The following is a 24,919-nucleotide window of genomic DNA, read 5'->3' on the forward strand; positions in this document are numbered from 1 at the left end:
CATGTAGCCGGTGGGCGCGGACCGTCACACGGCGTCTGGCCTCAGGCCTTGGCCAGCCCCAGCTGGGTCAGCTTGTCGTAGAGCGTCGCGCGTGAGATCCCGAGCAGCCGCGACGCCGCCAGCTTGTTGCCTCCAGTGGCCGCCAAGGCCGCTGCAATCGACTGCCGCTCCAGTTCGGCTATTGCCTCCGGCAGCGGCTTGATGGCGGCCGGAGCGGGCGCCGCGGCCACGGACGGCAGCGTGCGGTCCGCCTCCTCGGCGTCGCTCTCGGCCACCTCGGTGGCAACGCCCGCCGGCGCCTCGGGCACATGCGGCAGCACGCGCCGGAAGTGGCGGGCCTCCAGCCGCAGATCGTCGCTGAGCATCATGACCTGCTCCAGCACGTTGCGCAGCTCGCGGATGTTGCCCCGCCAGGGATGCTGCCGCAGCACCGCGAAGGCGTCGGGGGTGACCTCCCGGTGCGGCATGCCGCTGCGACGCGCCACCTCGTTCTCGAGCGCCTCGACCAGCGCCTCGAGGTCGCCCAGGCGTTCGCGCAGCGCCGGCAGGCGGATCGGCACCACGTTGAGGCGGTAATACAGGTCTTCGCGGAACTGCCCTTCGCTGACCAGCCGGGCCAGGTCGCGGCTGGTGGCGGCGATGACGCGCACGTCGACCTTGATCACCTGGTTGGAGCCCAGCGGCTCGATCTCCTGTTCTTGCAGCGCACGCAGCAGCTTGGCCTGCAGCGCGGCGGGCATGTCGCCGATCTCGTCGAGGAACAGCGTGCCACCGTCGGCCAGCTTGAACTTGCCGTCGCGTCCGCGCCGGTCGGCCCCGGTGTAGGCACCCGGCGCCACGCCGAAGAATTCGGCCTCGAGCAGGGTTTCGGGCACCGCTGCGATGTTCACGCCGATGAAGGGCCGGCCGACCCGCGACGAGGCGGCATGGATCGCATGCGCCAGCAGCTCCTTGCCGGTGCCGGTCTCGCCGAGCAGCAGCACGCTGCTGTCGGTCTGCGCGACACGGCGGGCCTGTCGTTTCACTTCGACGACCTGCGGGCTCGCGCCGATGAAGCTGGCGAAGGTGTATTTGGGTCGGCGCTGCTCCGCCAGTTGCTTGCGGGCGTCGTTGAGTTCGTTCTGCAGCCGCGCGAACTTGCGCATCAGCGGTTGCATCGTGCTCTCGGGATGGGCCATCAGCACCAGGCCCAGCGCGCCAATGATCTGCCCGGCCGGATCGCGCAAGGGGATGCGGCTGACAAGGAAGGTGCCCGCCTTGTTCGTCAGCAGATCGACCAGGATCGCGCGCCCGCTCTCGATGACTTCACGCATCAAGGTGTTGGGCACCACTTCATCGACCGCATGGCCGACGAAGTCGGATTCCTGGCTGATGCCCAGCCCCGGCAGGAACTGCTTGTAGCCCTCGCTGATCCACACCACCCGGCCGCTTCGATCGACCACCAGCATGCCTTCGACGGTCTCGGCGAAGAGCTGGAACATCGACCGTGCGGTCAGCTCGAGCACGCTGCGTGCGTCACGCGGCAGATCGGTCGCGTGGGCGATCTCGTCCAGAGGGAACAATGAAGCAGTCACGCTTGCATGGTACTGCGCTCCGACACCGACCGGACCTACGAGCTTTCGTGCATCTGAGAAGCAAACAGATCTGAAACAGCGGCCCGATTTGGATGGGCGCGTCGCCTCATGCACTGGTGAACGAATCACACCGAACGCCCCGCCACGCCGCATGCCGCCGCGATGGACGAGCAGGTCGACGGGGCGGATCGCACCCGACCGACCCCGCATAAACCCTGAGCGCTCACCCAGCGAACAGCCGACGAGGTCGGCTGCGCGATCTGCGCATCAGCCGCAAGTGCCGGTGTAGCCGCAGGCGGTGCAGAAGTCGCAGCCGTCGCGGTGGATCATCGTGGCGTTGCCGCATTCCGGGCACGGGGCGCCGGCCATCGGCGCGGTACCGGCGCGAACCTCGGTCGCGGCGGTCGGCGCTTGCAAGATGCCCATCTCGCGCACCGGATAGCCGGCCTCGTCCAGCACGCCGAGCATGGCATAGCGGTGGATCACGAGGCGCGCCAGGTAGGCCACCGTCGAAGGCCAGATCTGCTGGCGCCGTTCGGCATGCGGCAGGCCCGGCACGAATGCCAGGAAATGGCCCAGCGGTTCGGCATAGTTCAACAGCTTGCGCAGCTTCATGCCGATCCACGCCGGGTCGACCACACGCATGTCGAGCGACAGCAAGCGGGTCAGCCCGTCGAGGGCACGCGGGTAGTTGCCCGACAGGCCCATGGCGCACGGCCGGGTCGTCGGCAGGCCGTCCGGCCCGGGCAGCGTGATCTCTTTCAGGGTCAGCGTGAAGCTCTCGCCGCTGGCCGGGTTGTCGACATCGACCGCCCAGGCCAGCGTGCCCGACGCGCTGGTGCGCGGCTCGTCGCGGCTGAACATCGCGTCGAGCACCGGCGTCTGGCCCGGGCCGGGTTCGTCGCGCCACACCCCCAGCTGCTCACAACGCCAGCGGATCACGGCGGCCGTGGCCGCCACCACGCCGGGGAAGCGGCGCAACTCGCCGTGCGGCGGAAACGGCATGTCGAAGGCGCGCTCTTCGGCGCCGGTGGCGAGCGCGTCCAGCTTGAGCTTCAGCCAGGCCACGTCGTTGGTGCGCAGGTCCATCGACAAGGTCTTGGCCAGCGCCCCGAGGCCGCGCGGCTGCTCGGCGCCGTTGACCCACACCTCGAACGGCAGCGAGGGCCCTGCCCCGTTCTCGGCCGGCAGTTCGCCGACGAACAGCGCGAATTCGCCGAAGGAGTGGCGGATCATGTAGCTCCACGCCGTGTTGCCGGCCGGCAGCTCGGGCCGGCCCGGCCAGCGCAGCGAGGCCAGCACCGGGGCCGGCAGCCGTTCCAGTGCGAGGCGGTGGTTGGGGTCGTTGGTGGCGAGCGGCTGGGGTTGCAGCTGCGGATGGGCCGGCGCCGGCGGCTCGGTGGTGAGCACCGCGCCGAGCACCGGGTTGGGCCGGTAGGTGGCCAGGCCCTTCAGCCCGGAGCGCCAGGCGCGCAGGTACAGGTCCTGGAAGTCGCTATAGGGATAGTCGGCCGGCACGTTGACCGTCTTCGAGATGCCGGTGTCGACGTAGGGCGCGACCGCGGCCACCATCGCCTGGTGGTCGCGCGCGCTCATCTCCAGCGCGGTGACGAAGGCGTCGGTCAGCGGTGCGTCTTCGCCGTGCATCTGCCGGTAGAGCCGCCAGGCGTGGTCCTCGACCTTGTATTCCTGGAAGCTGCCGTCGGGCAGGCGCTTCTTGCGCACATAGGTCCAGCTGAAGGCGGGCTCGATGCCGTTGCTGGCGTTGTCGGCGAAGGCCAGGCTGATGGTGCCGGTCGGTGCGATCGACAACAGGTGGGAGTTGCGCAGGCCCAGCTCGCGGATGCGCTCCTTCAGCGCGGGCGGCAGGCGCGACGCGAAGGTGTCGCGGCTGAGGTAGAGGTCGGCATTGAAGAGCGGGAAGGCGCCGCGCTCCTGCGCCAGCTCGATCGACGCCTGGTAGGCCGTGTCGCGCAAGGCTTCGGCGATGCCGGCGGCGGCCGCCCGCGCCGGCTCGCTCGAATAGCGCAGGCCCAACATCACCAGCGCGTCGCCCAGCCCGGTGAAGCCGAGCCCGATGCGGCGCTTGTTGCGGGCCTCGGCCTGCTGCTGGGGCAGCGGCCAATGGGTCACCTCGAGCACGTTGTCGAGCATGCGCACCGCCACCTTGGCCACCGCCGCGAAGGCCACCGTGTCGAAGCGCGCCTGTGGCGTGAACGGCTCGCGCACGAAACGCGTCAGGTCGATCGAGCCCAGGCAGCAGCAACCGTACGGCGGCAGCGGCTGCTCGGCGCAGGGGTTGGTGGTGGCGATGGTCTCGCAATAGCTGAGGTTGTTGTCGGCGTTGATGCGGTCGAGGAACAGGACGCCGGGCTCGGCGTGGTCGTAGGTGGACCGCATGATCTGGTCCCACAGCTCGCGCGCGTCGACGCTGCGGTAGGCCCACAGGCCATCGCGCCGTTGGTAGGCGCCGGCGGCCTTCTGTGCGGGCCCTGGTTCGGCCTTGTGCACCAATTCGAGGCTGCCGCCCGACTCCACCGCCGCCATGAAGGTGTCGGTCACGCCCACCGACAGGTTGAAGTTGCGCAGGTCGCCCTGGTCCTTGGCGTGGACGAACTCCTCGATGTCCGGGTGGTCGCAGCGCAGCACGCCCATCTGGGCGCCGCGCCGCGCGCCGGCCGATTCGACCGTCTCGCAGGACCGGTCGAACACCCGCATGTAGGACACCGGCCCCGAGGCACTCGACTGTGTGCTGCCGACCCAGGCGCCGCGCGGGCGGATGCGCGAGAAGTCGTAGCCGACACCGCCACCGCGGCGCATCGTTTCGGCGGCCTCGGTCAGCGCGGCGTAGATGCCCGGATGGCCCTCGTCGACATGCGAGATCGAATCGCCCACCGGCTGCACGAAACAATTGATCAGCGTCGCGGCCAGTTCGGTGCCGGCAGCCGAACAGATGCGCCCGGCGGGGATGAAGCCACGCTGTTGGGCTTCCAGAAAACGCTGTTCCCAGGTGCCGCGCTGCGCGGGGGGCTCGGCCTCTGCCAGGGCGCGGGCCACGCGGCGGCGGACGTCGTCGGCCTGGCGCTCGTCTCCTTTCGCGTATTTTTCGATCAGCACCTCGTCGCTGATCGCCTGGGCAAGGGGAAGGTCGGTGCGGAGCGAAGGTGCAGCGAGCATGGCGGTACGGCTGGCAGTCTCGGACCCTGGTGGTGTACCCCTCCCCCGCCGGCACTGCAACAAGGCCGGCACAAGCCCCTCACGGTCACGACGGGCGCCTTGCGCATCCGCCGCCATGCCGGCAGACGCCTCGGGCAGCGTGCCCGCGTCGGTGTCCGCGTCCTCTCAGCCGGCCTGGCCCTGCAAGACCCTGACGTCAGCGCAGGATCAGCACCGGGATGTCGCTGCGCGCCAGCACGTCCTGGGTGCGGGAGCCGTACAGCAGACGGCCGACGCGGCCGCGGCCGTGGGTGACCATCACGATGAGGTCGCAGCCGAGGCGGTGGGCCGCTTCGACGATGGCGGTGCCGACCGGCTGGATGCTGGTATGGAAGGCCTGGAAGGGCACGCCGGCGGCGGCGGCCGTGGCGGCGAAACTGGCCATCAGGTCTTGGGCGTGTGCGGCGGCGAGCAGCCGTTGATCTTCGACGGCCTGCATCGCGCTCGCGGCGGAATGGCCGGTGGCGATCGGCGCCGCGGTCGGCTCGGCAATGAAGCCGGTCACCGCGGCGCCGAGCTTGCGGGCCAACTCGACACTGGCCTTCATGGCGCGGGGCGACAACTCGTCGCCGGCGAGCGGCACCAACAGGTGCTGGAACATGGGGGGGTCCTCCGGGCGGCAAGGCGCGCCGCGGCAGGACCGCAGCGCCCCCAGACTCTACGACCTCACCTGGCCGGCCGCTTGAGCTGCGTCAAGCGAACTTGCGCTCGGCCGGCGGCGGCGGCACCCACTGGTAGATCCAGGTTTCGGTCAGCGGCTGGCCGTCGCACTGCAGATACATGCGCAGGTTGATCGGCTCGGTGCTGTTGTCGGTGGGCCGCAGGTCGAACATCGCGCGGTAGCCGTTGATCGCGCCTTGCGGCCGCGCCGAGGTGATCTCGATCTTGCCGCGCGACGCGGTGATGACCGGCTCGACCTTGGAGTCTTTGCCCAGCAGCGACAGGTCGCCGCCGGCGAAGTCGACCGCGAAGCGCCACGAGAAGTACTTGCGCGGCTGCCCGACGATGCCGCCTAGGCCGGTGCGTGTCGCCACACATTGCGCCAGCGGCGGGCGCGCCGGCGGCTGGGCGCCCCAGTACAGCCGGTAGCCGAACAGCAGTTCCTGGCCGGGCTGCGGCTTGGCGGCCGGGTTCCAGAACGCGACGATGTTGTCGAAGGTTTCGTCGATGGTCGGGATCTCGATCAGTTGCACCGAGCCGGCACCCCAGCCCGACTTCGGCTCGACCCACAAGCACGGCCGCTTGTCGTAGAACACGCCGTCGTCCTGGTAGTTGTTGAAGTCACGGTCGCGCTGCAACAAGCCGAAGCCACGCGGGTTCTGGTCCTGGAAGGCGTTGAAGCGCAGCGCAGCCGGGTTGGTGAGCGGGCGCCAGATCCACTCGCCGCTGCCGGTCCACATCGACAAACCGTCGGTGTCGTGGATCTCGGGCCGCCAGTCGTTGGCCATGCGTTTGTCGTTCTCGCCGAACTGGAACATGCTGGTGCACGGCGCGATGCCCAACCGCTCGATGGTCTTGCGCGGATACAAGGCGGCATCGATGTCCATCACCTGCGTGTCGCCCGGCGTGATCATGAAGCGGTAGGCGCCGGCGATGCTGGGCGAGTCGAGCAGCGCATACACCGTCACCGTGTTGGACTGCGGCGCCGGCTTTTCCAGCCAGAAGGCGGTGAAGTTGGGGAACTCCTCCGGGCGTGGCATGCCGGAGTCGATCGCAAGGCCCCGCGCCGACTGGCCGTACTGCCATTCGCCGCCCACGGCGCGGAAATAGCTCGCGCCGAGGAAGGCGGCGATGTCGCGTTCGAGGTCGGTGTGGAAGTTGAGCCGGAAGCCGGCGAAGCCGAGATCGGCCGGCAGGCTGCCGGGCTTCACGCCGCTCTTGCCGGGGTCGAACATGGTCGGGTCGTAGGCCAGTTCGCGGGCCTGGCCGTCGGCCAGTTCGTAGATGCGCACCGGCGACTTGAAGAACAAGCCCAGGTGGAAGAACTGGGCCTGGAAGCGCAGTTGGTCGTCACGCCACAGCGCGTGGTCCTTGCGGAAGCGCAGGGCCTGGTACTGGTCCCAGTCGAGCGACTCGATCTGCTTGGGCAGCGTGTTGCGCGGCGGCTGGTAGGCCTTGGCCGCGAGCGAACGCGCAAGGCCCTTCAGCCAGGCGTAGTCGAACGCCTGAGGCTTGCCGATCGACTGCATTTCGGCCGCGTGAGCGGCCAGCGAGAACCAGGGGGTGGTGGGTGCAAGGGCGGCGAGGCCGGCCGCTTTGCTGGTATGGGCGAGAAAGCGTCTTCTTTGCACGTGACAGTCGGCAGCGGGGTTGGACACGGGCGGCCGCATCGACACCGCAGACAAGCGCGCGCCAATCCGGGCAGGCCGAAGCAGGCCGCGAGGAAGGTCGGTGCATGGTACCGGTCAATTGCAAGACGCAAATTTCTACACCTCGCAACTTTCGTGACACGAAGTGCGAACGAGCGCAGCGGTGCGCCCGGGGTAGCAGCGTCAGAGGTGTCGGGCTACACGCGCCTACCCGACCGCGGAGACCCTTGCGCGTAAGGCGTCGACGAATCGACCAACGTCCGGATGATCCCACCGGTACCCGATGAGATCATCCGGAAGATCGTGGATCGCCAAGGAGCCGCCTCTTTGCGACTCGCGATGGAGTTTGACGTGGAAATTGCGCAGCCTGGCGCCCTTGCCAGAAACGCCGGTGACGGCAAACCGCTCCATCATTCCATTCCAAAGCGTGACCCGGAAGACATCACCTACGAGGGCCAGTCGATGCGGGCGCACGACGAGGCCCAGGGCCCATTGTGGGTCGTCGATCAGCGGCCCGTCCTGCAGTCGGTTGCGCCAGACCTCCCGCATCATCGCCTCGCTCAGAACTCGCTTCTGATCTCCGATCTTCACGGCCTCCATCGGCCAGTTGCGCCACCGGGCCCAATTGGCGGCCGCCGAGTAGTACTGTCGATGCAAGAGGTCGAGGTACTCCACCGTTCTCTGCCATTGCCTGTCGGGGCGGAGTGTGGTCTTGAGGCGAGCCATTGGGGAGTGCAGCGATCAGATCGAAACCCGGTTCATCTTAGCCGGCCAGTATGAAAATGGGCGAGCCATCCTGCACAAGCCGAGATCATGACCACCGTCTTTCGCTATAGAGCCCGCCCCGATCTGCCCCCGGTGGCGATGACCCCCCATTGGGCTTACTGGTTCGTCCCGCTTGTCGCGGCCGTTGCCTCACGCCTCGCCCGCAGCGATGAGCAGCGCACGCTCGCGGTGTGGCTCGCCTCGCTCGACCGGCGCGTTTGGGGCAGCTTGGCGGAAGGGCGCGACGTGGGAACCCTGCCGTGGGTCGACGCCAGGATCGATGAGCAGAAGGCATTTCTGCAGGAGATCGTCGACGCCGGCCGATCGCGTGTCTGTTGGGACCTTTTTATGGCACCGGGCGACGAGGAAGACTTTCGCCCGCTGCTACGTCCGCTCGGTACGCTGGGGCAGCTCGTGGCGCAATTCTCGCCTCAGCATGCCTGCCGAGACGAGGCGATCGTGTGGGGCTACAACGGGGGGCGTGCACCGGCCACGTTCGAGCGATGTCACAAGCACCCGGTCTACCTGCATGCGAACGGTTGCTTGTGGTGCAACGATGGCGACCTGTCGGAATGCTACGAGCAGGTCGTCGTGCAACGCGACTGACCTCACGCCCCTACCGCCTGCTTTGCGGACGTGGCGTCAAACGGACGGCAATTGAAACGACAGCCGCAATCTTTGCTTTCGCGCATGTCGCCCAGACGAGATCTTCTGGACCACCCTCTCCATGAGGGCAGGCACGGACAGATCGAGAGCATCTGCCAACGCAAAAACAGTCGTGAGACTGGGCACGGACTGCCCTCGCTCCACCTTGCTGACGTATTGCAGGTGCAGGCCTGAACGCAAGGCGAGGTCGCTCTGCGTCAGCTCGCGGTGCTGCCGCTCTGCTCGCACTACAGCTCCAAAAGCCTCAACGACGTCCATATGTTGTTCGTAAGAATCGCTCGCGACTCCGTTGTGCCGCTGCTCCGTCATCAATCCTATCGGCTTAACGAGGGAGGAAGACCGAGATGATGGGGCCGGCGGGGCGGCGGGCCGAAGGTCCAAGCGGCCGGATCGATGTTGCCGCGCAAATGAAAAGGCCCGGTGCACGCACCGGGCCTTCATACTCGCGCCGGTCCACCGGCTGGCGCTGGCTGCTACTGGCTGGCCGCGCCCTCCGCCGCCGGCGCGTGGGTAGCGTCGGCGCCGTGCTTCTCACCGCTCATGTCGATGTCGCCGCCATTCATCAGCAGCACGATGGCGGCCGCGGCAAAGACGGCGAAACCGGCCAGGATCTTCCACATGTTCTGCTTTCCTTTCGCGGGGTCAGTCGTTCGCGAAGATGTCGCGGTCCTTGGTCTCGCGCACGAACAGCGCGCCGATCACGACCGTCGCCAGCGCGACGATGATCGGGTACCACAGGCCGTTGTAGATGTTGCCCGTCTGCGCCACGATCGCGAACGAGATGGTGGGCAGCAGGCCGCCGAACCAGCCGTTGCCGATGTGGTACGGCAGGCTCATCGAGGTGTAGCGGATGCGGGTCGGGAACATCTCGACCAGCATCGCAGCGATCGGGCCGTAGACCATCGTCACGTAGATCACCAGCAGCGTCAGGATCGCGACGATCATCGGCTTGTTGAGTTTGGCCGGGTCGGCCTTGGCGGGGTAGCCGGCGTCCTTGATCGCGCCGGTGACGGTCTTCTTGAACTCGGCATCACGCGCTTTCAACGCGTCGCCGCTGAGGGCCGAGGCGTCGTACGACTCGATGTTCTTGTCGCCCACCTTGATCACCGCGGTGCCGCTGCCGTCGACGGTTTCATAGTTCACCGAGTTGGCCGCCAGCAGCTGCTTGGCAACATCGCAAGAGCTGGTGAACTTGGCCGTGCCGGTCGGGTTGAACTGGAACGAGCACTCCTTCGGATCGGCCACCAGCGACACTGGTGCGTTGGCCTGGGCACGCGCCAGGTCGGGGTTGGCGGCTTCGGTCAGCGCCTTGAACAGCGGGAAGTAGGTGGCGGCGGCGATCAGGCAGCCGGCCAGGATGATGGGCTTGCGGCCGATCCTGTCCGACAGCGATCCGAACACCACGAAGAAGGGCGTGCCGATCAGCAGGGAGACGGCCACCAGCACGTTGGCGGTCGCCGCGTCGACCTTGAGCGCCTGGGTCAGGAAGAACAGCGCATAGAACTGCCCGGTGTACCAGACCACCGCCTGGCCGGCCACCATGCCGAGCAGCGCGAGGATGACGATCTTCAGGTTCTTCCACTGGCCGAACGATTCGGACAGCGGCGCCTTCGACGTCTTGCCTTCGGCCTTCATCTTCTGGAAGGCCGGCGACTCGTTCATGCTCATGCGGATCCACACCGAGATGGCCAGCAGCGCGATCGACAGGATGAAGGGCACACGCCAGCCCCACTCCTTGAACGTGTCTTCGCCCAGCAGCAAACGGGTGCCGAGGATGACCATCAGCGACAGGAACAGGCCCAGCGTCGCGGTGGTCTGGATCCACGCGGTGTAGGCGCCGCGGCGGCCGTTGGGCGCGTGCTCGGCGACATAGGTCGCGGCACCGCCGTATTCACCGCCGAGCGCGAGACCCTGCAGCAGCCGCAACGCGATCAGCACCACCGGCGCCGCAACGCCGATCGAGGCATAGGTGGGCAGGATGCCGACGATGAAGGTCGACAGGCCCATCAACAAGATCGTCACCAAGAAGGTGTACTTGCGGCCGATCATGTCGCCCAGGCGGCCGAACACCAGCGCGCCGAAGGGGCGCACGATGAAGCCGGCGGCGAACGCCAGCAGCGCGAAGATGAAGGCCGACGTGGGGTCGAGGCCGGAGAAGAACTGGGCCGCGATGATGGGCGCGAGCGAGCCGTAGAGATAGAAGTCGTACCACTCGAATACCGTGCCGAGCGAAGAGGCGAAGATGACCTTCTTCTCCTCCTTTGTCATCGGCGCCGCTCGCACGGGCGCCTGGGCCGCCATCGTCACTGCCATGCTGTGTCTCTCCGGTCAGGGTTGGAATGCCGCGGGGTGCGGCAGTGCCGGCGACTATCAGCGCGGGCTCTGACCGCGCGCTGACGCGCACCCAACGCTGGCTGACAAATTAAGGTCGAACCCTAGGCCCTTGTTTCTTGATGTGAAACACCGGAGAGAAATGCGGCTCGAGCTAGGGCAAACGAGCATACAGACGTCACGGCTCCGACCGGCGCCGTCGGCTCGCGCCCAGGGGCACCGTGCCCAAGGGCACCGTGCTCGCCTCGTCCCAGTCCGGGCCCGTGAACCACGGGTCACCCTGCACCGCGGCGCGCAGCATGTCGAGCGCGTCCAGGCCCCAGAACAATCGCTCCCCGGCCTCGACCGTCGGCACGCCGAACACGCCCCGTTGCGCTGCCGCCTCGGTGGCGGCCCGCAGCGCTTGCTTGACGTCTGCGCCGTTCGGGTCGCGCTGCGGCGCCAAACCGGCGGTCAGCGCCGCCAGTGTTTCGGCATCGTCGGCCGCGCGACCGGAGCGCCAAACGTGGCGCCAGATCGTCTCGCAGACATAGCGGTTCGGCAGCCCGCCCGCCGGGGCGCAGGCCAGTGCCAGCCGCAGCAAGGGCAGCGGGTTGAACGGATGCGCGGCGGGCAACTGCAGCGGCACGCCCAGCTGCCGCGCCTGCCAGGCCACGTGGCGATAGGTCCAGAGCCGCTTGGGCTCGATCTCGGCCGGACCGAGCTGCCCGTGGTGCTGCAGCAAACCGGCGAACAGCACGGGCTGATAGCTCACCTGCACCGAGCAGCCCTGCAGCGCCTGCGGCAGCGTCTCGAAGGCCAGATAGGCATAGGGCGAGACGAAATCGAAGTAGAAGCGCAGCGCGTGCATGGTCGGCTCCGGCTCACAAGGTCGGCGGCGGCACACCTTCGTCGACCGCCCGCCGCTGTGGCAAACGCGACCAGACGCGCTGCTTGTCGGCGTCGCTCATCGTCGACCAGGCGGCGATCTCGTCCAGCGTGCGGGCACAACCTTCACACCAGCCGGTGCGCGGGTTGATGCGGCACACGTTGACGCAGGGGCTGGGCACGCCGGTGGCGGGGCTGGACGGAGGCATGGGCGGACCATCAGGCCGTGACGTCGGCCACCGGCGCGCCGGTGAGCTGCACCAGGGCTTGCGGTGCAACCTTGAACACGCCCTTGGGGTGCCCGGCCGCCGCCCACACCTCGTCGAAGCGGAACAGCTCGCGGTCGATCAGCATGACCGGCGGGGTCAGGTGGGCCACCGGCGACACGCCACCGATCGTGAAGCCGGTGCGGCTCTTGACGAACTCGGCATCGGCACGCCCGATGGGCCCCGCCAACGCAGCCACCTTACGTTCATCGACACGCTTGTCGCCCGACGTGACGACCAGCACCGCGAGGTCGTCGCTCTTGCGCCGGAACACCACACTCTTGGCGATCTGGCCCACGGCCAGGCCCAGCACCTCGGCCGCCTCCTGCGCGGTGCGCGCCGGCACGTCGAGAAACTGCGGCGCATGCGGGTGGCCCAGCTGCTGCAACACCTCGGCCACGCGCCGATAGCCTTCCGGCAGGTCTTGCGTCTCGGCGGGCGGGAAGGACGAACTCATGCGGCAGACTCCTGCAAGGACGGGCGTTTGGCGAGCACGGCATTGCCGACCCGCGAGACGGGCTTGCGGCCCAGCACGCCGGAGATGAAGGCACCGGCGTCGACCAGCCGGTCGAGGTCGACACCGCTGTCGATGTCCAGGCCCTGTAGCAAGAACACCACGTCTTCGGTCGCGACGTTGCCGGTGGCGCCCTTGGCATAGGGGCAGCCGCCGAGGCCGGCGACGCTGGCGTCGAAGGTCGCCACGCCCAGTTCCAAACAGGCGTAGATGTTGGCCAGCGCCTGGCCGTAGGTGTCGTGGAAATGGCCGCTGACCTCGGACAGCGGGTAATGGCGCAAGGCGCGCTCCATCGCCCGCTGCACCCGCTTGGGTGTGCCGACGCCGATGGTGTCGGCCACGCCGAGGTGGTCGACACCGATCTCGCGCATCAAGCGGGCCACACGTTCGACCTCGTCGGCCGACACCTCACCCTGATAGGGGCAGCCGAGCGCGCACGACACCGCGCCGCGCACCTTGATGCCGTGCGCATGCGCGGCTTGCACCACCGGCTGGAACCGCTCGATCGACTCGGCGATGGAGCAGTTGATATTGCGCTGGCTGAAGGCTTCGCTGGCGGCACCGAAGACGACGATCTCGTCGGGCCGGCTGGCGAGCGCCGCCTCCAGGCCTTTCATGTTGGGCGTCAGCACCGAGTAGCGCACGCCGGGCCGGCGCTGCAGGCCGGCCATCACCTCGGTGTTGTCGGCCATCTGCGGTACCCACTTGGGGCTGACGAAGCTGGTGACCTCGATCTCGCGCACACCGGCCGCCTGCAGCCGGTGCACCAGGTCGATCTTGTCGGCCGCGGCGACGGGTTGCTTCTCGTTTTGCAGGCCGTCGCGCGGGCCCACCTCGACCAGTCGCACCTGGTGGGGAATCATCGGCAAAGCTCCATCTGGGTCTTCACGGGATGCTGCATTGTGCCGCGGCGTCAGGCCGCCTTGAGCCGCAGCAGCTCGGCGCCTTCGGCTACCTGGTCGCCGACGCGAAACAGCAGTTCCTCGACCACACCGTCGGCCGGCGCGACGATAACGTGTTCCATCTTCATCGCTTCCATCACGGCCAGCGCCTGGCCGCGACGGACCGTTTGCCCGGCCTGCACGTGCAGCGCGATCAGCTTGCCCGGCATGGGCGCCGTCAGACGGCCGCTGTCGTGCGCGGCGTCGGCCGCATGCGCGATCGTGTCGTGCCAGGTGAGGCTGGTGCTGCCGTCGGGGGCGTAGACGGCGATGTGGTCGCCATGCCGGTAGACGGCCAGTGTCCAGCGGTGCTCGCCCAGCGTCACGTCGTAGCGGTCGTCGCCCAGCGACCGCGTGCGCAGCGGCTGCCCGGTCTCGTCGCCGGGCAGCTGCAGGTAGAGGCCGTCGCGCCGGTATTCGAGCGTCGCCGTGTGGCGCTGGCCCGCCAGCTCCAGGTCGAGGCGGCGGCGCGCCGCGCCGTGCATCCGCCAGCCGTCACGGCGCGACCAGGGATCGGTCGTTTCGCTGCCCGCGTCCTCCTGCAAGGCCAAGGCCGCCACCCCCGCCGTGGCACAGCCGAGGTCGAGTGCAGGGGCGCCGAACAGCGCCTCGCGTTCGCGCTCGATCAGGGCGGTGTCCAGGTCGGCCTGCGCAAACGAGCGGCTGCGCACGACCCGCCGCAAGAAGGCCAAATTGGTGTGCAGGCCGACGATGTGCGTCTGGCCCAGCGCCTGGTCGAGGCGGGCCAGCGCCTGCGCCCGGTCCTCGCCCCAGACGATCAGCTTGGCGATCATCGAGTCGTAGTACGGCGAGATCGCGTCGCCTTCGCGCACACCGGCGTCCAGCCGCACGGGGGCCACCGCGAATTCGGTGGCCGACGCCGGCGTACGGAACACCTGCAGCCGGCCGGTGGCGGGCAGGAACTGCGCCTCGGGGTTCTCGGCACAGAGGCGCGCCTCGATGGCATGGCCGCGAAGGCGCAACTCGTGCTGGGCCACCGGCAAGGGCTCGCCGGCCGCCACGCGCAGCTGCCACTCGACCAGGTCGTGGCCGATGACGGCCTCCGTCACCGGGTGCTCGACCTGCAGCCGCGTGTTCATCTCCATGAAGTAGAACCGCCCGTCTTGTTCCGCGATGAACTCCACCGTGCCGGCGCCGACATAACCCACCGCGCGGGCCGCGGCCACCGCCGCCTCGCCCATCTGTGCGCGACGCTCCGGCGTCATGCCGGGCGCGGGCGCCTCTTCCAGCACCTTCTGGTGGCGCCGCTGCACCGAACAGTCGCGCTCGAACAGCGAGACATAACCGCCATGGCGGTCGCCGAACACCTGGATCTCGATGTGGCGCGGCCGCGTGACATAACGCTCCACCAGCACGTGGTCGTCGCCGAAGCTCGCCTTGGCCTCGCGCTTGCACGACGCCAGCGCCGCTTCGAACTCGTCGGGCCGGGCCACCGCGCGCATGCCCTTGCCACCGCCGCCGGCACTCGCCTTGATCAGCACCGGGTAGCCGATGGCCTCGGCCTGCGCCTTCAGAAACTCCGGCTCCTGGCGGTCGCCGTGGTAGCCGGGCACCAGGGGCACGCCCGCCTTCTCCATCAACGACTTCGCGGCGGCCTTGCTGCCCATCGCGGCGATGGCGGCGGCGGGCGGGCCGATGAACACCAGGCCGGCGTCGGCGCAGGCACGCGCGAAGGCCTCGTTCTCGCTCAGAAAGCCATAGCCTGGGTGCACGGCCTCGGCGCCGGTCGCGCGCGCCGCTGCCAGCACACGCTCGATCTGCAGATAGCTGTCGCGCGGCGCCGGCCCGCCCAAGTGCACCGCCTCGTCGCAGGCGGCGACGTGCTTGGCCTGCGCATCGGCGTCGGAGTACACGGCCACCGTGCGCACGCCCAGACGGCGTGCCGTTGCGGCGACACGGCAGGCGATTTCACCTCGGTTGGCGATCAGGATCTTCTTGAACATCGTCTCGCTTTCAGAGCGTCCACGCGGGCGCGCGTTTCTCGAGGAAGGCGCGCAGGCCCTCGCGGCCTTCGTCGCTGGCGCGCACATCGGCGATGCGCCGTGCGGTGTCAGCCCGCAAGTCGGCGGTGAGCGGTGTGCCGGCAACGTCTTGCACCAGGCGCTTGTTGGCCTTCACGGCCTGCGGCCCGTTCGCCGCAATCGCCTGCACCACGGTGTCCACACGCGCGTCGAGCGTGTCCACCCCGCACACCTCGTGCACCAGCCCGATGCGCTGCGCCTCGGCCGCCGGGAACCGCTCGGCGGTGACGAAATAGCGCTGCGCCGCCCGCGCCCCCATCGCCCGGATGACATAGGGGCTGATGGTGGCCGGCAGCAGCCCCAGCTTGGCCTCCGACAGGCAGAACTGCGCGACGTCAGCGGCCAGCAGCACGTCGCAGACGGCGGCCAGGCCGACACCGCCGGCATAACAATCGCCGTGCACACGGCCGACGATGGGGTGCGGGCAGCGGTAGAGGGTCCACAGCATCTCGGCCAGCCGGGTCGCGTCGGCCTGGTTCTGCTCCCAGGTGTAGTCGGCCATCGCCCGCATCCAGTGCAGGTCGGCCCCGGCGCAAAACGCCTTGCCGTGGCCGCCGAGGACGATGGCGCGCACGCTGTCGTCAGCACCCAGGTCCTGGAAGGTGCGGGTCAGCTCGGCGATGGTCGCGTCGTTGAAGGCGTTGCGGACCTCGGGACGGTTCAGGAACACACGCACGACGGCACCGTCGCGCTGGAGATCGAGCATCTGCATCGTGGCCTCGTTCACATCCGGAACACGCCGAAGCGCGTGTCGGCGATCGGCGCGTTGAGGCTGGCGCTGAGCGCCAGCGCCAGCACGCGCCGCGTGTCGGCGGGGTCGATCACCCCGTCGTCCCACAAGCGGGCCGACGCGTAATAGGGGTGGCCCTGCGCTTCGTACTGCTGGCGGATCGGGGCCTTGAAGGCTTCTTCTTCCTCGGCACTCCACTGCCCGCCCTTGGCCTCGATGCCGTCGCGCTTGACGGTGGCCAGCACGCTGGCGGCCTGCTCGCCACCCATCACGCTGATGCGGGCGTTGGGCCACATCCACAACAGCCGCGGGCCGAAGGCGCGCCCGCACATGCCGTAGTTGCCGGCGCCGAAGCTGCCGCCGATGATGACGGTGAACTTGGGCACCTGGGCACACGAGACGGCCGTGACCATCTTGGCGCCGGCACGCGCGATGCCCTCGTTCTCGTATTTGCGCCCGACCATGAAGCCGGTGATGTTCTGCAGGAACACCAGCGGGATCTTGCGCTGGCAGCACAGCTCGATGAAGTGCGCGCCCTTGTTGGCGCTCTCGGCGAACAAGATGCCGTTGTTGGCGATGATGCCCACCGGCATGCCGTCGATGTGGGCGAAGCCGGTCACCAGCGTCGCGCCGTAGCGCGCTTTGAACTCGTCGAACTCGCTCGCGTCGACGATGCGCGCGATGACCTCGCGCACGTCGAAGGGCTTGCGCGGGTCGGTCGGCACGATGCCGTACAACTCGCGCTCGGCATAACGCGGCGGGCGCGGCGCGATGCAGGCGAGCGGCTGCGGCTTGCGCCAGTTGAGCCGGGCCACCGAGGCGCGCACCAACGCCAGCGCATGGGCGTCGTTCTGGGCCAGCTGGTCGGCCACCCCCGACAGCCGCGTGTGCACGTCGCCACCGCCCAGGTCTTCGGCGCTCACCACTTCGCCAGTGGCCGCCTTCACCAGCGGCGGGCCGCCGAGGTAGATGGTGCCCTGCTCCTTGACGATGATGGTCTCGTCGCTCATCGCTGGCACATAGGCGCCGCCGGCGGTGCAGGCGCCCATCACGACGGCCAGCTGCGGGATGCCGTCGGCGCTGAGGGTGGCCTGGTTGTAGAAGATGCGGCCGAAGTGGTCGCGGTCGGGGAACACCTCGTCCTGGTTGGGCAGGTTGGCGCCGCCCGAGTCGACCAGGTAGATGCAGGGCAGCCGGTTCTGCTGCGCGATCTCCTGGGCCCGCAAGTGCTTCTTGACCGTCATCGGGTAGTAGGTGCCGCCCTTGACCGTGGCATCGTTGCAGACGATGACACATTCGACGCCGCTGACACGGCCGATGCCGGCGATCAGCCCGGCGCCGGGGGCCGCGTCCTGACCCTCCTTGTCGCGGTACATGCCGAAGGCGGCCAGCGGGGCGATCTCGAGGAAGGGGGTGCCGGGGTCGAGCAGGCTTTCGACCCGGTCGCGCGGCAGCAGCTTGCCGCGTGCGAGGTGCTTGGCCCGGGCGGCCTCGCCGCCGCCCTGCGCGATGCGCGCCAGCTGGGCGTTCAGGTCGTCGACCAGGGCCGACATCGCAGCGGCATTGGCCTTGAACTCCTCGGCACGTGGGTTCAGTTTCGATTCGAAAACAGGCATGGCGTCGGGCAGACGGCAGCTCGGGAGCTTCCGTATTACGTTTACGTAAACGTCAATCTTACGCAACTTCCCCGGCAGTGACCAGCCGGCTCGCCTGTGCGTCGTCGCAGGCGGCATGCCCTGCCCTCGCTCAGACGCCGCGCGCCGCATCCGGCGGCGAAGCTGTTGGGCTCAGAAGGGGCCTTGCGCGAGCCAGCGCTCGATCTGCTGCTTGCGGTCGTTGCCCCAAAACGGCTCGCCGTCGACGACGATGAAGGGCGCACCGAACACGCCGGCCGCCACGGCCGCCTCGTTGGCGTGCTTGAGCCGCTCTTTCCACTTCGCGTCGTGCCAGATCGCTTCGGCCTCGTCGGGCACCAGCCCGAACTCGCCGGCCAGCGTCTTCAGCGCCTCGGGATCGGCGAGGTGGACGCCGCGCGCGAAATAGGCCCGGAAGCAGCTGCGCGCCCAGGCCGCCGCCCGCTGCGGATCGGCCTCGGCCAGCCACCAAAACACCCGCGCGGCGTTCTGGGTGGGAATCGGGAAAGGCTCGGGCTGCACGAAGGGCACACCCTCGGCGCGGGCCGACCGGGCGAAATCGCGCAAGGCGTACTCGCGTTTGATCGGATGATCGGTCAGTGGCCGCAACTGCGCGGCCTGGAACGCGACGCCGAGCAGGATCGCGTGCCAGCGTACGGTGCGGCCATGGCGGGCGGCGAGCGCCTCGATCCACTCGGACGTGATGTAGGCGTAGGGTGACGAGAAGTCGAAATAGAAGTCGATCGGGGACGGCATGATCACCCCATCCTAGACCGCCCCGTCAACCGCGCCCCTAGCGGAAAACCCCGCCCTGATGGGGATTGCTGGGTGGGCCCCCCCAGTCACGCCAGGGCGCGCCCGATCAGGATTTTCTGCACGTCGGACGTGCCCTCGTAGATCTGGCAGACGCGCACATCGCGGTAAATGCGCTCGACCGGAAAGTCGGTGACGTAGCCGTATCCACCGTGGACCTGCAGGGCTTGCGAGCACACCCGCTCGGCCATCTCGGACGCGAACAGCTTGGCCATCGCCGCCTCCTTCAAGCAGGGCTGGCCGGCGTCGCGCAACGCGGCCGCATGCCAGACCATCTGGCGCGCCACCTCGACCTCGGTGGCCATCTCGGCCAGGCGGAACTGCACCGCCTGGTGTTCGAAGATGGGCCGCCCGAAACTCTCGCGCTGCTTGGCATAGTCGAGCGCCGCCTCGAACGCCGCGCGCGCCATGCCGACGCTTTGCGCGGCAATGCCGATACGGCCGCCTTCGAGCGCCGACAAGGCGATCTTGTAGCCCTCGCCGGGCTCGCCGATCAAGTGGTCGGCCGGCACCCGGCAGCGTTCGAAGACGATTTGCGCGGTGTCGCTCGAGTGCTGGCCGAGCTTGTCTTCGAGCCGCGCCACCTGGTAGCCGGGAGTGTCGGTCGGCACGATGAAGGCACTCATGCCGCGCTTGCCGGCGCCCTTGTCGGTCACCGCGATGACGATCGCGACCTGGCCGTTGCGGCCGCTGGTGATGAATTGCTTGACACCGTCGATCACGTAGTCGTCGCCGTCGCGTACCGCCGTGGTCCGCAACGCCGAGGCGTCCGAGCCGACGTGCGGCTCGGTCAGGCAGAAGGCGCCCAGCCATTGCCCCTGGGCCAGCGGCACCAACCAGCGCCGCTTCTGGTCCTCGCTGCCGTAGCGCATCAGGATGGCGCACACAGGGCAGTTGTTGACGCTCACCGCGGTGCTGGTGCCGCCGTCGCCGGCCGCGATTTCTTCGAGCACCAGGGCCAGCGCCAGGTAGTCGAGCCCGGCGCCGCCGTACTCGGTCGGCACGCAGACGCCGTAGGTCCCCAGCTCGGCCAGGCCGCGGTGGACCTCGCGCGGGAAATGGTGCTCTTTGTCCCATCGCGCCGCATGGGGCTTGATCTGGGCCTGCGCATAGTCGCGCACAGCCTCGCGGATCATCGTGTGGTCGGGGCTCAACAGCATGGAACGACTCGGCGGGGGACGACGGATCGCGGCGCCCACGTCGCGCGGGCGCCGCGGGTCACCAGGGGATGGGGTGGCCGTCGTGGTTGAAGAAGCCGCCGTTGTCGGCGGGTTGCAAGCGGGACAGCAAGCGACGCAGATCGGCGACGCTGCGTTCGGGTGTCAGGGTGGCGCCGGGACCGCCCATGTCGGTCTGGACCCAGCCGGGGTGGACAGCGACGCACACGACACCGCGCGCTGCCCAGGTCAGTGCCACGTCCTTGAGCACGGAGTTGAGGGCAGCCTTGGACGCGCGGTACAGCCAGCCGCCGGGGCTGGTGCGCCCGCCGATCGAGCCCATGATCGACGACAGCACGGCCACGCGGGCGTCGGGGGCGAGCAGGTCTTGCAGCGCCGGCAGCACGCGCATCGGGCCGAGCACGTTGGTGTGCATCACGGTGTCGAAGTCGGCCGCGCTGGGCGCTTCCAGGCCATCGGCGCGCGGGCCGTACACGCCGGCGTTGACCACCACCGTCGCGAAGCGCTCGCCGTCGAGACGCCAGCCGAGGCCCGCGACACTCGCCGCGTCGGTCACGTCGAGCGGCAGGGCCTCACAACCGAGCTCACGCAAGCGCGCCAGCCCAGCTTCGTCGCGCGCCGTGGCCACCACCCGGGCGCCTTCGGCGCGCCATTGGCGCGCGAATTCGTGACCGATGCCGCGCGATGCACCCACGACCAGGACCGTCATTGAACAACCTCCGTGCGACGCACCGCGGTGCGAGCGTCTCCGGACGCTCGCGCAACGCTCATGCCACTTCCTTCACCAGCAAGGTGCCGCGGCCGACGACCGCGACGCCGGAGCGCTGGGTGCTCGCGGCACCGTCGACCAGCACGACATAGCCCTCCAGCTTGCGGTTCCACTCGACCGACGAGACCACCCAGTGCATGGTGATGTCCTCGTTGGCGTACACCGGCGCCTTGTAGGCGAAGTTGAAATTCAAACACACCATCTGCCGCTTGATGCCGTCGTTGCGGCGCGAAAAGTGGCTCGCGGCCAGGCCCATCAGCATCGATGCCGTATGCGGACCGCTGGCGATCACCTCGCCGAACCTCGACTGGCCCGCTTCGGCCTCGTCGCGGTGCAAGGGGTTGCTGTCCTGGCATGCCGCGGCGAAAGCCGCGATGTCTTGCACCGTGAACAGGATGGTTTTGCCAAACGTTTCGCCTAGTCTGACGATCTCGTTTTCAGCGACTGCGCTCAAAGTTTCCTCCCAATACGGCGGCGACACCGGCCCAGTGCCGCCACCCTGATGAACTCAATAGAGTTCCAAAGCCATCGCCGTGGCCTCGCCGCCGCCGATGCACAGCGCGGCCACTCCCTTTTTCTGGCCGAGCTTGCGCAACGCCCCCAGCAGGGTCACGACGATACGTGCGCCGCTGGCACCAATTGGGTGCCCCAGCGCACAGGCGCCGCCATGAATATTTACCTTCTGGTGCGGCAATTTGTGCTCGGCCATCGCGGCCATGGTCACTGCGGCGAAGGCCTCGTTGATCTCCCAGAGATCGACGTCCGCAGCGGACCAGCCGGCCTTTTTCAACACCTTGTCGATCGCCCCCACCGGTGCCGTCGTGAACCACTCGGGCGCCTGTGCATGAACGGCGTGCGCCACGACGCGGGCCAGCGGCGTGACGCCCATGCTGCGGGCGGTCGACTCTCGCATCAGCACCAACGCCGCGGCGCCGTCGGAAATGCTCGACGAGGTCGCGGCGGTGATGCTGCCGTCTTTCTTGAAAGCAGGCTTCAGGCCAGGGATTTTGTCGAGCTTGGCCTTGAAGGGCTGCTCGTCACGCGTCACCTGCACCTCGCCACCTTTGCCGGCCAAGGCCACCGGCGCCATTTCCCATTCGAAGCTGCCGTCCTGGTTGGCCTTCAGGGCCCGCTCGGTCGACGCAATCGCGAACTGGTCTTGCGCCTCCCGGCTGAAGGCGTACTTCGAGACGCAGTTTTCGGCAAACACGCCCATGGCCTTGCCGCGCTCGTAAGCGTCTTCCAGGCCGTCGATCGCCATGTGATCGTAGAAGGGCGTGGCACCGTACTTCACCCCCTTGCGCACGAAGGACAGGTGCGGTGCGTTGCTCATGCTTTCCATGCCGCCGGCGACCATCACGTCGGCACTGCCCACGGCCAGCATGTCGTGCGCGAACATCAGCGCGCGCATGCCGGAGCCGCACATCTTGGACAGCGTCACCGCGCCGGCGGATTGTGGCAACCCCGCCTTGAGCGCCGCCTGACGCGCCGGCGCTTGACCCTGGCCCGCCATCAGGCAGTTGCCCATCAGCACTTCGTTGACCGCGTCGCCCGGCACGCCGGCGCGCTCGATGGCGGCACGGATCGCGACCGCTCCCAGTTCCCAGGCCGCAAGGCCGGACAGGTCACCGAGCAGGCCGCCCATCGGGGTGCGGGTCGCCGACGCAATAACGATAGCATCAGACATGGTCATCTCCTTTTAAGCGCAAGTAAAAATCGGAACGGTTGTGGCCTGCATCGCACACACAGCGGCGGCATGCCCCTCACGCCTCGGCCGAGGTGCTAGGCGCACCGTCGGTCTCCGGCACGCCGTCGTCTCCCACCAGCAGACCGTTGCTGCCGCTGCCGTTGTGAGGGCGGCCATGACGCACGCGCGTGAAGCGCTTCTGGACATCGTAGGGGAACACGTCGTGGACGTGGCCGGCCAGGATGCGTTGCTTGTGGCCTTGCCAGAAGGCCGGGTCGAGCAGGTCGGCATGGTGGCGCATGAACACCTCGCGCACCCGGTCGTTGCCGAGCAGAAAGGGCTGGAAGGTCTCGGGGAACACGTCCTTGGGACCGACGTGATACCAGATCTCGCCTGACAGCTCTTCTTCCTCGGTCCGTGCCTCGGGCACCTTGCGGAAATTGCAGTCGGTCAGGTATTCGATCTCGTCGTAGTCGTAGAACACCACCTTGCCGTTGCGCGTGACGCCGAAGTTCTTCCACAGCATGTCACCCGGGAAGATGTTGGCGGCCACCAGGTCCTTGATGGCGTTGCCGTACTCGATCACGCCATGCTCGATCTGCTCGGGCGTGCCCTCGGCCAGGTAGATGTTGAGCGGGATCATGCGCCGCTCGATGTAGAGGTGTTTGATGACCAGGTCGTTCTGGTCTTCCTCGATCAGGCTGGGGCAGAAATGCTTCAGCTCGGCGATCAGCTCTTCTTCGAAACGCGCGCGTGGGAAGGCGACGTTGGAATACTCCAGCGTGTCGGCCATCCGCCCAACCCGGTCGTGCGACTTGACCAGCAGGTATTTGCTCTTGATCAGCTCGCGCGTGGTGTCCTTCTGGGGCGGGAAGAAGTCCTTGATGACCTTGAACACATAGGGGAAGGACGGCAGGTCGAACACCAGCATCACCATGCCCTTGATGCCCGGCGCGATGCGGAACTTGTCGCTCGAATGGCGCAGGTGGAACAAGAAGTCGCGGTAGAACAGGTTCTTGCCCTGCTTGTGCAGGCCCAGCGCGTTGTAGATCTCCGAGCGCGGCTTGCGCGGCATCAGCGAGCGCAGGAAGTGCACATACGCCGCCGGGATCTCCATGTCGACCAGGAAATAGGCGCGTGCGAAGCTGAACAGCATCTGCATCTCGTCTTCGCCGAACAGCGCCGCGTCGATGTAGAGCCGGCCCTTGCTGTTGTGCAGGATGGGCAGCGCGAACGGCGTCTCGCGAAAGCCGTTGATGATCTTGCCGACGATGTAGGCGCCCTTGTTGCGGAAGAACAGCGAGCTGAGCACCTGGATCTGGAAATTGGCGCGGAAGCGGATCTCGCCGAAATGATGGGCGACCGCGCGCAAAATGTTGTCGACGTCACGCGACAGGTCGTCGAACTCGCATTGCAGCTGGAAGTTGGTGACGATGCGGTGCAGCTCCTCGCGCATCGTGTCCTTGTTGGGGTAGTAGGCGCGGTAGGTGGGCTGCGAGCCCGGTTCCTCGTTCTCGATGTACTCGGTCGAGATGGCGGGCCGGACGAAGATGAAGGTGTTGTGGAAGTAGCTGCGGTGCAGGATCTTGGTGGTGACCGAGTTGAAGAAGGTCTCGGCCAGCTCGGGCTGCAGATGGTTGGTCAGCAGCCCGATGTAGTGCAGCTTGACTTGCTGCCACACGTCCATCGGCAGCCGGTGCGCCTGGAACTCGCTCTGCAGTCGCTCGGCCGCTTCGTCGACGCGCTTGTCGTAGAAGACGATCCGCTCGCGCTGTGCGCGCTGTTGACCGTGCCAGTCGGCCGCCTCGAAACGCTGCTTGGCAGCGGCGCTCGCTTCGCGGAACAGCCGATAGTGGCGGTTGAAGCCTTCGAGCAAGGCCTTGGCGATCTCGAAGGCGCGACTGTCGTTGAGGAGCTGCGGAAACATCAACGCACCATCGAGACGTCTTGACGGTCGTAGCGCTCCCGCAGTTTGGCCAGGGCTTCGTCGTAGGCGGGATGCAGCGCGTCGGGCGAGTTCACGACCATGCGCAGGTCTTGCAGCAGGCCGTTGTGCACGCCGTAGACCCAGCCGTGCACCACCACCTGTTGGCCGCGTTGCCAGGCGTCGCGCACCACGGTGGTCTGGCACACGTTGAGGGCCTGCTCGAGCACGTTCAGCTCGCACAGCGCGTTGTGGCGCTGGGTCTCGTCGGCCAGCGTATCGAGCCACGCCTGGTGGCGGTTGCAGACGTCCTGCACATGTCGTAGCCAGTTGTCGGCCAGGCCGACGCGGGTGTGCTGCAGCGCCGCCTTGACGCCGCTGCAGCCGTAGTGGCCGACCACCATGATGTGCTTGACCTTGAGCAGGTCGATCGCGAACTGCATCACGGACAAACAGTTGAGATCGGAGTGCACCACGACGTTGGCGACGTTGCGGTGCACGAACAGCTCGCCGGGCATCAACCCGACGATTTCATTGGCCGGCACCCGGCTGTCGGCGCAGCCGATCCACAGGTATTGCGGCTCCTGCTGACCGGTCAGGCGGGAAAAGAAGCCGGGCGAGCGCTGCTCGATGTTGCGGGCCCAGGCTCGGTTGTTGTCGAAGAGGTCTTGAAGTGGTGTGGTCATGGCGTGC

At 67.9% G+C, this 24,919-nt stretch carries 23 protein-coding genes; 1 reads left to right on the forward strand and 22 read right to left on the reverse strand.

Going from position 1 to position 24,919, the window contains the following annotated elements:
• Positions 1–41: 41 nt before the first annotated feature.
• The 5 genes from AAW51_RS23300 to AAW51_RS23320 form a co-directional block, all read right to left on the reverse strand.
• Positions 42–1,574, reverse strand: a complete 1,533-nt coding sequence (locus AAW51_RS23300; RefSeq protein WP_047196525.1) for a sigma-54 interaction domain-containing protein — start codon at positions 1,572–1,574, stop codon at positions 42–44.
• A 267-nt stretch (positions 1,575–1,841) separates the two neighbouring features.
• Positions 1,842–4,751 carry an adenosylcobalamin-dependent ribonucleoside-diphosphate reductase gene (locus AAW51_RS23305; RefSeq protein WP_047196526.1) on the reverse strand — a complete coding sequence of 970 codons (2,910 nt, stop codon included), beginning with the start codon at positions 4,749–4,751 and terminating at the stop codon, positions 1,842–1,844.
• Positions 4,752–4,947: 196 nt separating this feature from the next.
• On the reverse strand, positions 4,948–5,391 hold the full coding sequence (locus tag AAW51_RS23310; RefSeq protein ID WP_047196527.1) for a universal stress protein: 444 nt from the start codon (positions 5,389–5,391) through the stop codon (positions 4,948–4,950).
• A 91-nt stretch (positions 5,392–5,482) separates the two neighbouring features.
• Positions 5,483–7,081: an OpgD/OpgG family glucan biosynthesis protein gene (locus tag AAW51_RS23315; RefSeq protein ID WP_047198218.1), complete on the reverse strand. Its 1,599-nt coding sequence runs from the start codon at positions 7,079–7,081 to the stop codon at positions 5,483–5,485.
• A gap of 225 nt (positions 7,082–7,306) precedes the next feature.
• Entirely contained in the window at positions 7,307–7,774 is a 468-nt protein-coding gene (locus AAW51_RS23320) for a hypothetical protein (RefSeq protein WP_157360014.1), read from the reverse strand.
• A 138-nt stretch (positions 7,775–7,912) separates the two neighbouring features.
• Here AAW51_RS23320 and AAW51_RS23325 point away from each other — a divergent pair, with 138 nt between their 5' ends.
• On the forward strand, positions 7,913–8,470 hold the full coding sequence (locus AAW51_RS23325) for a hypothetical protein (RefSeq protein ID WP_047196529.1): 558 nt from the start codon (positions 7,913–7,915) through the stop codon (positions 8,468–8,470).
• Positions 8,471–8,506: 36 nt separating this feature from the next.
• On the opposite strand, the gene AAW51_RS31415 is transcribed toward AAW51_RS23325, so the two are convergent.
• The 17 genes from AAW51_RS31415 to can form a co-directional block, all read right to left on the reverse strand.
• A complete protein-coding gene (locus AAW51_RS31415) occupies positions 8,507–8,971 on the reverse strand; it encodes a helix-turn-helix domain-containing protein (protein WP_083438533.1) in 465 nt (154 codons plus the stop codon).
• A gap of 32 nt (positions 8,972–9,003) precedes the next feature.
• Positions 9,004–9,150 carry a hypothetical protein gene (locus AAW51_RS30515; RefSeq protein WP_169788075.1) on the reverse strand — a complete coding sequence of 49 codons (147 nt, stop codon included), beginning with the start codon at positions 9,148–9,150 and terminating at the stop codon, positions 9,004–9,006.
• Between the two features lie 22 nt (positions 9,151–9,172).
• The gene (locus tag AAW51_RS23335; protein ID WP_047196530.1) at positions 9,173–10,843 is read right to left on the reverse strand and encodes an MFS transporter; all 1,671 of its coding nucleotides are present in this window, start codon (positions 10,841–10,843) and stop codon (positions 9,173–9,175) included.
• Between the two features lie 196 nt (positions 10,844–11,039).
• Positions 11,040–11,711, reverse strand: coding sequence for a 2-hydroxychromene-2-carboxylate isomerase (locus AAW51_RS23340; protein WP_047196531.1), 672 nt, complete (start codon positions 11,709–11,711; stop codon positions 11,040–11,042).
• Between the two features lie 13 nt (positions 11,712–11,724).
• Complete coding sequence (locus AAW51_RS23345) at positions 11,725–11,937, reverse strand: DUF1289 domain-containing protein (RefSeq protein ID WP_047196532.1); 213 nt, start codon at positions 11,935–11,937, stop codon at positions 11,725–11,727.
• 10 nt (positions 11,938–11,947) lie between these two features.
• Positions 11,948–12,451, reverse strand: coding sequence for a YbaK/EbsC family protein (locus AAW51_RS23350; RefSeq protein ID WP_047196533.1), 504 nt, complete (start codon positions 12,449–12,451; stop codon positions 11,948–11,950).
• Positions 12,448–13,371: a hydroxymethylglutaryl-CoA lyase gene (locus tag AAW51_RS23355; RefSeq protein ID WP_047196534.1), complete on the reverse strand. Its 924-nt coding sequence runs from the start codon at positions 13,369–13,371 to the stop codon at positions 12,448–12,450. Before AAW51_RS23355 ends, AAW51_RS23350 begins: the two co-directional genes overlap by 4 nt.
• 50 nt (positions 13,372–13,421) lie before the next feature.
• The gene (locus tag AAW51_RS23360; protein WP_047196535.1) at positions 13,422–15,413 is read right to left on the reverse strand and encodes an acetyl/propionyl/methylcrotonyl-CoA carboxylase subunit alpha; all 1,992 of its coding nucleotides are present in this window, start codon (positions 15,411–15,413) and stop codon (positions 13,422–13,424) included.
• A 10-nt stretch (positions 15,414–15,423) separates the two neighbouring features.
• Positions 15,424–16,203 carry an enoyl-CoA hydratase/isomerase family protein gene (locus AAW51_RS23365; RefSeq protein WP_157360015.1) on the reverse strand — a complete coding sequence of 260 codons (780 nt, stop codon included), beginning with the start codon at positions 16,201–16,203 and terminating at the stop codon, positions 15,424–15,426.
• A gap of 11 nt (positions 16,204–16,214) precedes the next feature.
• Entirely contained in the window at positions 16,215–17,837 is a 1,623-nt protein-coding gene (locus AAW51_RS23370) for a carboxyl transferase domain-containing protein (RefSeq protein ID WP_047196536.1), read from the reverse strand.
• Positions 17,838–18,008: 171 nt separating this feature from the next.
• Positions 18,009–18,611, reverse strand: a complete 603-nt coding sequence (locus AAW51_RS23375) for a 2-hydroxychromene-2-carboxylate isomerase (RefSeq protein WP_047198221.1) — start codon at positions 18,609–18,611, stop codon at positions 18,009–18,011.
• Positions 18,612–18,697: 86 nt separating this feature from the next.
• The gene (locus AAW51_RS23380; RefSeq protein ID WP_047196537.1) at positions 18,698–19,828 is read right to left on the reverse strand and encodes an acyl-CoA dehydrogenase family protein; all 1,131 of its coding nucleotides are present in this window, start codon (positions 19,826–19,828) and stop codon (positions 18,698–18,700) included.
• A 58-nt stretch (positions 19,829–19,886) separates the two neighbouring features.
• On the reverse strand, positions 19,887–20,555 hold the full coding sequence (locus AAW51_RS23385; protein ID WP_047196538.1) for an SDR family oxidoreductase: 669 nt from the start codon (positions 20,553–20,555) through the stop codon (positions 19,887–19,889).
• 58 nt (positions 20,556–20,613) lie between these two features.
• The gene (locus AAW51_RS23390; protein WP_053013871.1) at positions 20,614–21,069 is read right to left on the reverse strand and encodes a MaoC family dehydratase; all 456 of its coding nucleotides are present in this window, start codon (positions 21,067–21,069) and stop codon (positions 20,614–20,616) included.
• Between the two features lie 54 nt (positions 21,070–21,123).
• Positions 21,124–22,302: an acetyl-CoA C-acyltransferase gene (locus tag AAW51_RS23395; RefSeq protein ID WP_047196539.1), complete on the reverse strand. Its 1,179-nt coding sequence runs from the start codon at positions 22,300–22,302 to the stop codon at positions 21,124–21,126.
• Positions 22,303–22,378: 76 nt separating this feature from the next.
• Positions 22,379–24,229 (reverse strand): bifunctional isocitrate dehydrogenase kinase/phosphatase, encoded by a 1,851-nt coding sequence (gene aceK, locus AAW51_RS23400; RefSeq protein WP_083438535.1) that lies wholly within the window; start codon positions 24,227–24,229, stop codon positions 22,379–22,381.
• Positions 24,229–24,912 carry a carbonate dehydratase gene (gene can / locus AAW51_RS23405; RefSeq protein WP_047196540.1) on the reverse strand — a complete coding sequence of 228 codons (684 nt, stop codon included), beginning with the start codon at positions 24,910–24,912 and terminating at the stop codon, positions 24,229–24,231. The genes aceK and can overlap by 1 nt, the downstream gene beginning before the upstream one ends.
• Positions 24,913–24,919: the final 7 nt, after the last annotated feature.

Origin of the sequence: Caldimonas brevitalea, from assembly GCF_001017435.1 — a bacterium.
Lineage (GTDB): Bacteria > Pseudomonadota > Gammaproteobacteria > Burkholderiales > Burkholderiaceae_C > Caldimonas > Caldimonas brevitalea.

What these genes read in the sequence shown, in the direction of transcription:
- AAW51_RS23305 (WP_047196526.1), bottom strand. Translation starts at nt 4,751, where the DNA reads ATGCTCGCTGCACCTTCGCTCCGCACCGACCTTCCCCTTGCCCAGGCG.
- AAW51_RS23310 (WP_047196527.1), bottom strand. Translation starts at nt 5,391, where the DNA reads ATGTTCCAGCACCTGTTGGTGCCGCTCGCCGGCGACGAGTTGTCGCCC.
- AAW51_RS23325 (WP_047196529.1), top strand. Translation starts at nt 7,913, where the DNA reads ATGACCACCGTCTTTCGCTATAGAGCCCGCCCCGATCTGCCCCCGGTG.
- AAW51_RS31415 (WP_083438533.1), bottom strand. Translation starts at nt 8,971, where the DNA reads ATGAAGGCCCGGTGCGTGCACCGGGCCTTTTCATTTGCGCGGCAACAT.
- AAW51_RS30515 (WP_169788075.1), bottom strand. Translation starts at nt 9,150, where the DNA reads ATGTGGAAGATCCTGGCCGGTTTCGCCGTCTTTGCCGCGGCCGCCATC.
- AAW51_RS23335 (WP_047196530.1), bottom strand. Translation starts at nt 10,843, where the DNA reads ATGGCAGTGACGATGGCGGCCCAGGCGCCCGTGCGAGCGGCGCCGATG.
- AAW51_RS23340 (WP_047196531.1), bottom strand. Translation starts at nt 11,711, where the DNA reads ATGCACGCGCTGCGCTTCTACTTCGATTTCGTCTCGCCCTATGCCTAT.
- AAW51_RS23345 (WP_047196532.1), bottom strand. Translation starts at nt 11,937, where the DNA reads ATGCCTCCGTCCAGCCCCGCCACCGGCGTGCCCAGCCCCTGCGTCAAC.
- AAW51_RS23350 (WP_047196533.1), bottom strand. Translation starts at nt 12,451, where the DNA reads ATGAGTTCGTCCTTCCCGCCCGCCGAGACGCAAGACCTGCCGGAAGGC.
- AAW51_RS23355 (WP_047196534.1), bottom strand. Translation starts at nt 13,371, where the DNA reads ATGATTCCCCACCAGGTGCGACTGGTCGAGGTGGGCCCGCGCGACGGC.
- AAW51_RS23360 (WP_047196535.1), bottom strand. Translation starts at nt 15,413, where the DNA reads ATGTTCAAGAAGATCCTGATCGCCAACCGAGGTGAAATCGCCTGCCGT.
- AAW51_RS23365 (WP_157360015.1), bottom strand. Translation starts at nt 16,203, where the DNA reads ATGCAGATGCTCGATCTCCAGCGCGACGGTGCCGTCGTGCGTGTGTTC.
- AAW51_RS23370 (WP_047196536.1), bottom strand. Translation starts at nt 17,837, where the DNA reads ATGCCTGTTTTCGAATCGAAACTGAACCCACGTGCCGAGGAGTTCAAG.
- AAW51_RS23375 (WP_047198221.1), bottom strand. Translation starts at nt 18,611, where the DNA reads ATGCCGTCCCCGATCGACTTCTATTTCGACTTCTCGTCACCCTACGCC.
- AAW51_RS23380 (WP_047196537.1), bottom strand. Translation starts at nt 19,828, where the DNA reads ATGCTGTTGAGCCCCGACCACACGATGATCCGCGAGGCTGTGCGCGAC.
- AAW51_RS23385 (WP_047196538.1), bottom strand. Translation starts at nt 20,555, where the DNA reads ATGACGGTCCTGGTCGTGGGTGCATCGCGCGGCATCGGTCACGAATTC.
- AAW51_RS23395 (WP_047196539.1), bottom strand. Translation starts at nt 22,302, where the DNA reads ATGTCTGATGCTATCGTTATTGCGTCGGCGACCCGCACCCCGATGGGC.
- aceK (WP_083438535.1), bottom strand. Translation starts at nt 24,229, where the DNA reads ATGTTTCCGCAGCTCCTCAACGACAGTCGCGCCTTCGAGATCGCCAAG.
- can (WP_047196540.1), bottom strand. Translation starts at nt 24,912, where the DNA reads ATGACCACACCACTTCAAGACCTCTTCGACAACAACCGAGCCTGGGCC.